Below are 11,273 nucleotides of genomic sequence, written 5' to 3'. Positions count from 1 at the left end.
ATGACTCTGGCTGTTCCCGATCGCGCCGCGCTGGTGGCTGCCGCGCGCGAGACGATCCGGCGCGGCTCGAAAAGTTTTGCCGCCGCCTCCACCCTGTTCGACCGCATCACCCGCGAACGGGTCTGGCTGCTCTATGCCTGGTGTCGGGCGTGCGACGATATCGTCGATGCGCAGGACATGGGCGGCGCGCTGGGCGATCAATCCGGCGCGGCCGAACGGCTGGCGCTGGTGCGTGATCTGACCGCGCGGGCCATGGCGGGCGAGGCTACCGGCAACCCCGCGTTCGATGCGTTGGGCCTGGTCGCGCGCGAAACCGGCCTCACCATGGCCATGGCCGAGGCGGTGATCGACGGGTTCGCCCTGGATGCCGCCGATTGGCAGCCGCGTACCGAGGCAGACCTCATGCGCTATTGCTGGCATGTGGCGGGCGCGGTGGGCGTGATGATGGCGGTGGTCATGGGGGTTTCGCCCGATGACGATGACACCCTTGATCGCGCGGCAGACCTGGGCCTGGCGTTCCAGCTGGCCAATATTGCCCGCGACCTGGCCGAAGACGACGCCGCCGGTCGTTGCTATCTGCCGGCCGAATGGTTGGCCGAGGTTGACCTGCCGCCGGGCGAGCAGCTCAAGCCGCAGTACCGCGCCACGCTGGCCATCCTGGCCCAACGGATGTGTGCCATGGCTCAGGCCCACGAATGCTCTGCCCGGATCGGTGCCGGCCGGCTGCAACCGCGCCAGCGCTGGGCGATTCTGGCCGCAGCGGGCATCTATGGCGATATTGCCCGCAAGGTGGCCGCGCGTGGCGATCGCGCCTGGCACAGCCGCACTGTGGTGTCGGGCAAGGCCAAGCTGGCGTGGATTTTCCGCGCCGGATGGCAGGCGCTGCGCCCGGTGCCGCCGACATGCCGAGAGCGCGCGCTGGCCCGCCGCCACAGCCGGCAAAGCCTAATCGCGCTGGCGCAGGCCCGCCCCTGGGGTTGAAGCCTCGCGCGTCATTCATCGATCAGGGGATGACCCCGGCCGCGATTCAGGGCATGGTATCGGGCATGGAGCGATCCCCTCTTGTCCTGCGCATTCGCTGGCCCGTGCGGCTGTGGCACTGGATCAACGCGCTGACCGTGTTCATCATGCTGATGAGCGGGATGATGATCTTCAATGCCCATCCGCGGCTCTATTGGGGCAAGTTCGGCGCCAACTTCGACAAGGCCTGGCTGGAAATCGGCAACCATGGCGCGCGCGGTTTTCTCGCGCTGGGCGGCCATGAATGGCCCACCACCGGCGTGATCGGCTATGCCCAGGATACCGCGCTGGCGTTTCCGCCCCTGGTAACGCTGCCCACGCATTACAACCTGTCGCTGGCGCGCGGATGGCATTTCCTGGGCGCGTGGATGCTGGTGATCAGTCTGCTGGGCTTCCTCGCCTATGCGCTGCTTTCCGGCCATTTGCGCCGCGATCTTGGCCTTTCGCGGGAAGAGCGGCGGCCACGGGCGCTGCTGCACGACGTTACCGAGCATCTGCGCCTGCGCCTGCCGCGCGGAGAGGCGGCGCGGCATTACAACCCCTTGCAGAAGATCGCCTATCTTTCGGTGCTGCTGGGCGTCTTGCCGCTGATCATCGCCACGGGTCTGGCCATGTCGCCGACGATGAACGCTGCGTGCCCATGGCTGCTGACGCTGCTGGGTGGCCGACAGTCTGCCCGGTCGATCCATTTCCTCTGCGCGCTGGCGATGGCGCTGTTCATTGCCGTGCACCTCGCCATGGTGGTGCTGGCCGGGCCATTCAACGAGTTGCGCGCGATGATTACCGGCTGGTATCGCCTGCCACCGGAGCGCCAGCCATGAGCGGGTTTTCGCGGCGCGGCCTGCTGGTCGGATCGGGTGGGCTGCTGCTGTCGGGGTGCGATCGCATCACCACCTCGCCCACGGCCAGGTCGCTGCTGTCGCTGGGCGAAAAGGCCAGCCGCAGCGCACAGCGGCTGGTCGCCGGCAATGCCCTGGCGCCGGAGTTTTCCGCAGCCGATATCTCCCCGGTGTTTCGCGTCAACGGCAATACCCGGCCCACCGCCGCAGCCTATCTTGCGCAGGTCGAACGCGGCTTTGCCGATTGGCGACTGACGGTTGATGGCCTGGTCGCCAAGCCGATGGCGATGAGCCTGGCACAGCTGCGCGCCCTGCCGCAGCGCACCCAGATCACCCGCCACGATTGCGTAGAGGGCTGGAGCGCCATCGCGCAATGGACCGGCGTTCCGCTCGCCCTGCTGCTGCACGGTGCCGGCGCCCTGCCTCAGGCGCGCTATGCCGTGTTCCACTGTGCCGACGATTTCTCGGGCAAGCCCTATTACGAATCGATCGACCTGGCCGAGGCGCTGCATCCCCAGACGATCCTGGCCCACACCATGAACGGGCAGCCGCTCTCGGTCGGCCATGGCGCCCCCCTGCGCCTGCGGGTCGAACGCCAGCTAGGCTACAAGCAGGCCAAGTATGTGATGCGGGTGGAACTTGTCGCCAGCCTTACCGGCCTTTACGGCGGCAAGGGCGGATACTGGGAAGACCATTCCGGCTATCAGTGGTGGGCGGGAATCTAGGCCGCCACCACCCGCGTTTCGATCAGGCTTTGCGCGCAATCGGTGATCGTCTGTTCCACCGGCCGCGTTGCCCAGCCCAACCGGCTGAGCGCGTGGCCCGCATCGGTATCGCGCACATTGCCAAGTTCGCCGGTCACCTGCCGCACCATCGGATTGACCAGCGCCAGGGCGTGGACCATCCAGTCGGGCACATGGCGCAGCGGCACGCGCCGTGCCTGCTGGCCCAGTTGCTGGCGCAGGATGCGGGCAATGTCGATCATCTTGAGGAACGGGCCTGAAGCGATGAAGCGTTCGCCATCGATCCCCGGCTCGGTCAGGGCGCGCACATGCAGCGCCGCCACGTCGCGCACGTCCACCACGCCAAAGCCAAGATCGGCGCAGCCCGGTACCGCACCCGCCAGCAATTGCCGCACCAGCTCGATCGAGGTGGAATAGTCCTCACCCCACACCGGCCCCAGCACGACCGATGGGTTGATCGAGACGAACTCCATGCCGCGGCCCTCGCGCGCGATCCACTCGCGCGCGGCGCGTTCGGCCAGGGTCTTGGACTTGGCATAGGCGTGCACGCCCGGCCCGTCGGTATCGGTCCAGTCCGCCTCGGTAAAGCGGCGGATGCCCTTGCCATGGCCATAGACGATGGCGGCCACCGACGATGTCTGCACGAACCGCTCCACCCCGGCGGCACGGGCAAAGCGCAAGGCGCGCAAGGCCCCTTCGCGGGCGGGCAGGATCAGTTCATCTTCCTGGCGCGGGGCTTGTACGGTGATGGGCGAGGCGACGTGGCAAACGTGGCTGCACCCGTCCATCGCCGCACGCCAGCCCTTGTCGTCCATCAGATCGGCTTTGAAAAACCGCAAGGTGGCATAGCTGCCGCCAAGCTGGGCACGCAGCTGCGCTTCGCGCGCAAGATCGCGCACCGTGGTGTTGACGGTCCACCCTTCATCCAGCAACGCCCGGATGATATATCCGGCGATATAGCCCGATCCGCCCGTGACCAGCACGGTGCCGCCGATCTTGTCCATTGATTCCGCCCCCAGCCCTCTCCGCCTACAGCCTATCGTACCGGCGGCGCAGTTCAACGGGCATCTTTGGTTAATGCAGAATCCCGATGCGCCCTTTGGGTCAGCGCATGAGAACAAGTTCCTCGGCCATCGACGGGTGCAGCGCCACGGTGGCGTCAAAATCGGCCTTGGTCAGCCCGGCTTTCACCGCAATGGCAGCAGCCTGGAGCACTTCTGGTGCTTCCGGCCCGATCAGGTGTACGCCCAGCACCTTGTCGGTCTGCGCATCGACGACCAGCTTGTACAGCCCGCGTTCGTGGCGGTGGGCGAAGATGTTCTTCATCGGGCGGAAGTCAGAGGTGAATACCTTGACGTTGCTGCCCAGCATCTCGCGGGCCTGCGCTTCGGTGAGGCCGACACTGGCCAGCGGCGGCTGCGAGAACACCGCGCTCGGGATGCAGTCATAGGCCACGCGCGTGTCCTTGCCGCCAAATACGCGATCAGCAAAGGCGTGCCCTTCGCGAATGGCGATGGGTGTCAACTGCACGCGGTTGGTCACGTCACCCACGGCAAAGATGCTGGGGCACGATGTCTGCGCGGTGTCGTCCACGCGGATTTCGCCATGTTCGCCAAGTTCGATGCCGGCGTTTTCCAGGCCCAGCCCGTCGGTCTTGGGCCGGCGCCCGGTGGCGACCAGCACGGCATCGGCGCCAAGCGGATCAGGCTGGCCCTTCATGTGCACGTTGAGGCAGCCGTTCTCGAGCCGCTCGACCCGCTCGATCCCGCAGTTGAACTTGTATTCGATGCCGCGCGCCATGGTGATCTGCAGCAACCGGTCGCGCAGCGACGCGTCATAGCCGCGCAGGATCGTCTCGCTGCGGTTGACCACCGTGACATGGCTACCCAGTGCATTGAAGATGCCGGCAAATTCCAGCGCGATATAGCCAGCCCCGGCAATCACCACGCGGCCTGGCAGGTTTTCCAGGCCGAACACCTCGTTGGACGTGATGCAATGCTCCGCCCCATCGAAATGCGGCATCACCGGCCAGGCGCCCACGGCCACCAGGATATACCTGGCGCTGATCTCGCGCCCGCTCGCCAGCTTGACGCTGTTGGGGCCGGTGATCGTGGCGCGTTCGAGGAAATGCTCGACCTTGTTGGAATTCAATGTGTTGGTATAGGCCGCGTTCAAACGGTCGACATCCTTGGCCACCGCGTTGCGCAGCGTCGGCCAGTCGAACGTCATCTTCTCGACGGTCCAGCCATAGTTGGCCGCGTCCTGCAGTTCCTCGGCAAAATGCGATCCATAGACCAGCAGCTTCTTGGGCACGCAGCCACGGATCACGCAGGTGCCGCCGACGCGGTATTCCTCGGCCACGGCCACCCGCGCGCCATAGCCAGCAGCGATGCGGCTGGCGCGCACCCCGCCCGATCCGGCCCCGATCACGAACAGATCATAGTCGTAGGCGGGTTCGGTCATGGCGGAGCCTTCTTGCTGCTGAATCGGAAACTGGCGCCGGATATGGCAACGATGCCCATCCGGCGCCAGCCCTGGCGTAGCGATTATCTGCGCCGTTTATTCAATTAGGCAGGCTAACGTTCATTCCACGCCGATGCCGGCTTCGGCCAGCAGCGCTTCGGTGCTGGGATCAAAGCCTTCGCCGCCACCGGCATCGATCTTCTTGGCAATCGCCTTGCCCAGTTCCACACCGAACTGGTCGAACGGGTTGATGCCCAGCAGCATCGCCGAAACGAACACACGGTGTTCATGGAAGGCGATCAGCGCGCCCAGCGTGGCCGCGTTGAGTTCGTCGCACAGGATCGTTGCCGAAGGCCGGTTGCCCGGATAAGCGCGCGCGCCATCCTCGCTCGCCTGGCCCGCCATCAGCGCGGCGCCCTGGGCAAAGCAGTTGGACAGCAGGATCTTGTGATGGACCGGATCAAGATCGTGGCCCGGCACCTTCACGGCCAGGAAATCCACCGGGATCAGGTGGGTGCCCTGGTGCAGCAGCTGGAACACGGCATGCTGCGCATCGGTGCCCACGCCACCCCAGGTGATCGGCGCGCTCGGGCGGGTCAGCGGCGTGCCATCGGCCAGCACGCGCTTGCCGTTCGATTCCATTTCCAGCTGCTGGAGATAGTCGGGCAGCAGCGCCAGGCGCTCGTCATAGGCAAAGACCGCACGGGTCTGGCAGCCGCGCGCCTGGGTGTAGAACAGATCGGCAAAGGCCGCGCGCACTACCACGTTTTCATCGATCGCGGCGTCGCGGAAATGCTCGTCGATCGCCTCGGCGCCCGCCAGGAACGCGGCAAAGGCTTCGTTGCCCAGGGCCAGCGCCACCGGGAACCCGATCGAGGACCACAGCGAATAACGCCCGCCCACGGTTTCGGAGAACGGCAGGATGCGGGTTTCGTCAACGCCCCATTCCACCGCCTTTTCCGGCGCAGCAGTCAGCGCGATGACGCGGCCATAGGGATCGGCCACGCCGCCTTCGCGCAGCCATTCCAGCGCGCTGTGGGCATTGGTCATGGTTTCGGTGGTGGTGAAGGTCTTGGACGCGACCGCGATCAGCGTGCTGGCCGGATCGCACTGCTTCATCGCTTGTTCCAGCGCGCAGCCATCGATGTTGGACACCACGTGCACGGCAACCTTGGCGTCTTCGCGGGCCAGCGCGTCGATCGCCAGCGCCGGGCCCAGGGCGGAACCACCGATGCCGATGTGGATCAGGCTCTTCACCTCGCCCAGCACGCCTTCGTGGATGGCTTCGACCAGCAGCGCCATGCGCGCGTGCAGGGCCTGGGCTTCTTCCACGCTGGCTTCGGCGCCCACGCCGCGCTGGGCGGTGTGTTCGGCGGCGCGGCCTTCGGTGTTGTTGATCTTGGCGCCAGACAGCAGCTCTTCACGCTTGCCGGCGAAATCGGTGGCCTGTGCCAGCTGGGCCAGGATCGCCTCGACGTCGGCCGAAAGATGGGTCTTGGACCAGTCAAAGCGAATCGGGCCACCGGGCAGGTCGAGCGTGGTGGCATAGCGCTCAAGACGGGCCGGATCGGCAAACAGCGCGGCGAGCGTTGGCACCTCCAGCGTCTCCAGTGCGTGCCACAGCGTGGCCTGGTCCTGTGCTGCCATTGTCTAACGTCCTTTTTCGCGGTTGCGGGATGCGCCTCTCATGCCCGCTTGCGCACAATCTTCCAAGCGGTGGCGTGGCTCGACGAACGGATCGTGCAAACGTATTTGCCTCGGGCTATGGCACGTGCATTCCTGCTTGACGGATGCCTTTGCCCTCCACATGACCCAGCCGATGAACGAAACGCCCGAACCCGCCAATCCTGCGGTGGAAACGCCTGTGCCGCCCACGGCCGCGCCAACTCCCGCGGGCGCGCCTGCCGCCCCGGCGAAAAAGCAGAAGAAGGAAGACAGCTTCCCGGTGTTCTTGGTGAAGCTGGTGCTGATCGTGGCGATCTTCCGCAGCTTCTTCTTCTCGCCTTTCAACATCCCGTCGGAATCGATGCTGCCCCGGCTGGAAAACGGCGATTATCTGCTGGCGGCCAAGTGGCCCTACGGATTTTCCAAGTATTCCCTGCCGTTCAGCGTGCCGTTGCTGCCCAAGCGCATTTTCGCCAGCCAGCCCAACCGGGGTGACGTGGTGATCTTCAAGGCGCCCCCGGGCAACGATGTCGATTATATCAAGCGCGTGATCGGCGTTCCGGGCGATACCGTGCAGATGATCGGCGGCGTGCTTCACCTCAACGGCAAGGCCGTGCCCAAGGTGAAGGTGGCCGATTTCGTGATCAAGGTTTCGGCCAATACCGAGTGCATCTCGCCCGATTTTGCCGTGACCGAGGCCGATGGCACGCAGACCTGCCACTATCCGCAGTTCCAGGAAACCCTGCCCGGCGGCAAGACCTACAATGTGCTCGACCTGGGCTATCGCCCGCAGGACGATACCCCGCCCGTGGTCGTGCCTGAAGGCCGCCTGTTCCTGATGGGTGACAACCGCGACAACTCGATGGACAGCCGTTTCCCCGCGATCGAAGGCGGCGGCATCGGCCTGGTGCCGCAGGACAACCTGGTTGGCCGCGCCACCATCGTGATGTGGTCCACCGACGGTTCGGCCAACTGGTTCCTGCCGTGGACCTGGTTTACCGCGCTGCGCTGGAACCGGATCGGGGGCATGTTCTGAGCACGCCCCTTTCCCCCGAAACCGCCAAATTCCTGGCGGAACTGACCCAGGCGCCGGTTGCACAACCGGCGCTTTGGCATGAAGCGCTCACCCATGGTTCGCTGGGCGAGGCGCGCGATTACCAGCGCCTGGAATTCCTGGGCGATCGCGTGCTGGGGCTGGCCGTGGCCGAGTGGCTGCACGAGGCCAGCGATGCCGCCGAAGGCAAGCTGTCGCAGCGGCTCAACGCGCTGGTCAGCCGCGAAACCTGCGCCGATGTGGCCCGCGCATTGGGCGTGCCGGCGCATATCCGCCTGGGCAAGCAGGCCCGCGACGATGGCGGGTCCGATAGCGACAACATCCTGGGCGATGTGATGGAAGCGCTGATCGGCGCGCTGTTCCTGGAACGCGGCTTTCCCGCCGCGCGCGATTTCGTGCGCCGCTGCTGGGACAAGCCAATGCGCACCGGCGCCGGGCAGCGCAAGCACCCCAAGGCCGCCTTGCAGGAATGGGCCGCCGGCAACCGCCGCAAGCCCCCGGTCTATAGCCTGGTCAGCCGCGACGGCCCCGATCACGCCGCGATCTTTACCGTAAGTGTAGAGGTCAAGGGCGTGGGCCTGGCGGAAGCACGCGGATCGAGCAAGCAGGAAGCCGAAACGGCCGCTGCGCGCGATTTCCTCAAGCAGTTCGCCTGACCGCACGCACGACCGAGCGTCCATCCCCAATTCCGCCACTTTTTCCGGGCATTTTCCAGTGCCGCACCGGCCGCTTGTCGGCGGGCGCCATGAGGTTCATTCTGTTTCCATGATCGACACTACTTCCATTCCATCCGAATCCGGCCCCACTGAGACTGGCGGCGGGCAAACCTGCGGCCTGGTCGCGGTGCTCGGTGCTCCCAATGCGGGCAAGTCCACCCTGGTCAACGCGCTGGTCGGCCAGAAGGTCGCCATCGTTTCGGCCAAGGCGCAGACCACGCGCGCGCGGCTGATGGGCATTGCCCTGGAAGGTCAGGCGCAGATCATCCTCGCTGATACGCCCGGCCTGTTCGAGCCCAAGCGCCGGCTCGACCGCGCGATGGTCAACGCCGCCTGGGAAGGCGCGAGCGAGGCCGACGCCATCCTGCTGGTGGTTGATGCGCGCAAGAAGAAGCGCGAATACCTCGAACCGATCCTCGCCTCGCTCGCCGGGCGGCCCGAACGCAAATTCCTGGTGCTCAACAAGGTTGATACCAGCCCCAAGGAACCGCTGCTGGTCATGGCCGAGGCGCTGAGCGGCGAAGGCCAGTTCGACGAGGTGTTCTTCGTTTCGGCCCTGACCGGCGATGGCGTGCCCGAATTGAAGACGCGGCTGGCTGCCCTCATGCCGCCAGGGCCGTGGCACTATCCCGAAGATCAGGTCTCCGATGCCTCGGAACGCCTGCTCGCCGCGGAAATCACGCGTGAGCAGCTCTATCGCCAGTTGCACGACGAACTGCCCTATGACAGCGCGGTGCGCCCCGAAAGCTATCAGCACCGCCGCGACGGCTCGGTGGAAATCCACCAGCAGATCGTGATCGCGCGCGACAGCCAGCGCGGCATCGTGCTGGGCAAGGGTGGCGCCAAGCTCAAGGCGATCGGCGAGGCATCCAGAAAAGAGCTGGCCAACCTGCTTGGTGCGAAGGTTCATCTCTTCCTGCACGTTAAGGTGGAAGAGAACTGGGCCGATAGCCGCGAAATCTACGAGGAAATCGGTCTCGACTGGGTGAAGTAATGGCGCTTGACCCGCCGCCGGGGCTGGCGCAGCCTGCAAGGATGCTGACGGGACCGATGACCGCCTTTGACCAGACACCGCCGTACCTGCCGGGCCTGGCCATCATGCCGGTTTTCGCCGCCGCGCCATGCGCAGACCGCGCCACCGTGCTCGATCCGGAACACCCGTGCGCGAGGGGCGTTGTCGCCGCGCCGGGTAAACTCCAGAACGCAGCTGCGGCCCTGCCCTGACCGGATCGGATCGGACTGTCGCGAATGCGCAATTTTGCCGTGTTTTTCCTGGTTGCCTTCGTGTTGCGCGCGCCGTGGCTGGGCGATCCACTGTTTCACGCAGACGAGCAGTTCTACCTGCTGATGGGCGACAGGCTGTGGCACGGCGTGATCCCCTACGTCGATCTGTGGGATCGCAAGCCGCTGGGCCTGTTCCTTATCTATGGCGCGGCGCGGGCCTTTCCCGGCAATGGCGTGCTGGCCTACCAACTCATGGCGATTACCTGCGCCGCTGGCACTGCCGTGGTTCTGGCGCGCTGTGCCCGCCACCTGGCCGGGCCACGCGGCGCGCTGTTTGCCGGGCTTGCCTATCTCATCTACCTGATGGCGTTCAATTGCGGCATGGGCCAGGCCCCGGTCTTTTATGACCTGCCGATGATCGCGGCGGCATGGCTGGTGATCGGTGCCCTGGCCGATACGGCCGCGCCCACCATCGCCGGGCAGCGTTTCGGCCTGATGGCGCGCGGCTGCATGGCGATGGCGCTGATCGGCATTGCCTTGCAGATCAAGACCAGCGTGGTGATCGAAGGCATCGGGTTTGGCCTCATGCTGCTGTGGGCCGGCTGGCGGCGCGGCTGGGGTTGGCCAAGGTTGGCCGGCGCCGGCGCAGCGTGGATTGCCCTGGCACTGCTGCCCACAGCACTGGTCTTTGCCGCCTATGTGGCAGAGGGTGAAGCCCGCGCGTTCCTCATTGCCAATGTGGTGTCCATTCTTGGCCGCGGCCAGGATCTGGGTGAGGCCTCGTTCCGCCTGGCCAAGGTGGCGGCCGCGCTGATCCCGTTCTATGTGGCGCTGGCGATGGGCTGGCGGATCGCGCTGCCCCGCAGCGAAAGCGAAATCGTGCGGCGTGCGGTGCTGATGTGGCTGGGCCTGGCGATCGTCGGGTTCCTCGCGCCGGGCACCTGGTACGATCATTACGTCGCCCCTGCCCTGATGCCGCTGGCGATCCTGGCGGCCCCGGCCCTCGATGGCCGCTGCCGCCCCACCGGCTGGCTGCGCCGCGTGCTGTTCGTCGTGGGCCTTGGCGCGGGCCTGGGCGCAACGACGGTGCAGGCGCACCGCTTTGGCAACACCACCGACCTGGACGAGGCAGCCGCCGCCATTCGCCCCCATATCGACGCCAACCACTGCCTTTATGTCTACGAAGGCGACAGCGCCCTCTACAGCGCGACAAATTCGTGCCTGCCTACGCGCTTTGCCTTTCCCGCGCATCTTTCCACCCGGTTCGAGGAACATGCCCTGGGCATCGATCCCACCGCCGAAGTGGAACGCATCATGGCCAGCCGCCCGGGCGCGGTCGTGATCGACGCCGCGCCAAACCCCTATGGCGCCAACATGCAGACCCGCGCTGTCGTGCTCCAGGCGCTGGCGCAGCACTATCAGCGGATTCGCACCATCACGCTGGGCACGCGGTCATTCGTGCTGTTTGCCGCACGCTGACAGGCCACAACAATTACGTGTCAGCATTGCGACAATAATAGCCCATCCGCATTAAACGCGACGCTGAACG

11 protein-coding genes are annotated in these 11,273 nt (G+C 65.8%); 8 read left to right on the top strand and 3 right to left on the bottom strand.

What is annotated here, in order from left to right; all coding sequences use genetic code 11:
• From C8K14_RS06205 to C8K14_RS06195, 3 genes are all read left to right on the top strand, one after another.
• Window positions 1–981: a phytoene/squalene synthase family protein gene (locus C8K14_RS06205; protein WP_107716062.1), complete on the top strand. Its 981-nt coding sequence runs from the start codon at window positions 1–3 to the stop codon at window positions 979–981.
• Between the two features lie 65 nt (window positions 982–1,046).
• A complete protein-coding gene (locus C8K14_RS06200; RefSeq protein ID WP_233250935.1) occupies window positions 1,047–1,841 on the top strand; it encodes a cytochrome b/b6 domain-containing protein in 795 nt (264 codons plus the stop codon).
• Window positions 1,838–2,584, top strand: a complete 747-nt coding sequence (locus C8K14_RS06195; protein ID WP_022676342.1) for a molybdopterin-binding protein — start codon at window positions 1,838–1,840, stop codon at window positions 2,582–2,584. The genes C8K14_RS06200 and C8K14_RS06195 overlap by 4 nt, the downstream gene beginning before the upstream one ends.
• Here the strand turns inward: C8K14_RS06195 and C8K14_RS06190 are convergent.
• From C8K14_RS06190 to pgi, 3 genes are all read right to left on the bottom strand, one after another.
• Window positions 2,581–3,606 (bottom strand): NAD-dependent epimerase/dehydratase family protein, encoded by a 1,026-nt coding sequence (locus C8K14_RS06190; protein ID WP_210426746.1) that lies wholly within the window; start codon window positions 3,604–3,606, stop codon window positions 2,581–2,583. The two genes, C8K14_RS06195 and C8K14_RS06190, sit on opposite strands and share 4 nt — an antisense overlap.
• Window positions 3,607–3,706: 100 nt before the next feature.
• Entirely contained in the window at window positions 3,707–5,065 is a 1,359-nt protein-coding gene (gene gorA, locus C8K14_RS06185) for a glutathione-disulfide reductase (protein WP_022676340.1), read from the bottom strand.
• Between the two features lie 120 nt (window positions 5,066–5,185).
• Window positions 5,186–6,712, bottom strand: a complete 1,527-nt coding sequence (gene pgi, locus C8K14_RS06180) for a glucose-6-phosphate isomerase (RefSeq protein ID WP_054131088.1) — start codon at window positions 6,710–6,712, stop codon at window positions 5,186–5,188.
• Window positions 6,713–6,872: 160 nt separating this feature from the next.
• Here pgi and lepB point away from each other — a divergent pair, with 160 nt between their 5' ends.
• From lepB to C8K14_RS06155, 5 genes are all read left to right on the top strand, one after another.
• Entirely contained in the window at window positions 6,873–7,766 is an 894-nt protein-coding gene (gene lepB, locus C8K14_RS06175; protein WP_231627573.1) for a signal peptidase I, read from the top strand.
• On the top strand, window positions 7,721–8,440 hold the full coding sequence (rnc, locus tag C8K14_RS06170; protein ID WP_369801239.1) for a ribonuclease III: 720 nt from the start codon (window positions 7,721–7,723) through the stop codon (window positions 8,438–8,440). The genes lepB and rnc overlap by 46 nt, the downstream gene beginning before the upstream one ends.
• A 109-nt stretch (window positions 8,441–8,549) precedes the next feature.
• Window positions 8,550–9,494, top strand: coding sequence for a GTPase Era (gene era / locus C8K14_RS06165; protein WP_107716061.1), 945 nt, complete (start codon window positions 8,550–8,552; stop codon window positions 9,492–9,494).
• Window positions 9,495–9,535: 41 nt separating this feature from the next.
• The gene (locus C8K14_RS06160; RefSeq protein ID WP_062782746.1) at window positions 9,536–9,724 is read left to right on the top strand and encodes a hypothetical protein; all 189 of its coding nucleotides are present in this window, start codon (window positions 9,536–9,538) and stop codon (window positions 9,722–9,724) included.
• Between the two features lie 24 nt (window positions 9,725–9,748).
• Window positions 9,749–11,203, top strand: coding sequence for a glycosyltransferase family 39 protein (locus C8K14_RS06155; protein WP_107716060.1), 1,455 nt, complete (start codon window positions 9,749–9,751; stop codon window positions 11,201–11,203).
• The last annotated feature ends 70 nt before the right edge of the window (window positions 11,204–11,273 follow it).

Origin of the sequence: Novosphingobium sp. GV079, from assembly GCF_003058045.1 — a bacterium.
Classification (GTDB): Bacteria; Pseudomonadota; Alphaproteobacteria; order Sphingomonadales; family Sphingomonadaceae; genus Novosphingobium; species Novosphingobium capsulatum.
The sequence above is the reverse complement of the archived record's forward strand: the minus strand, read 5'-3'. Positions and strand labels throughout refer to the sequence as shown.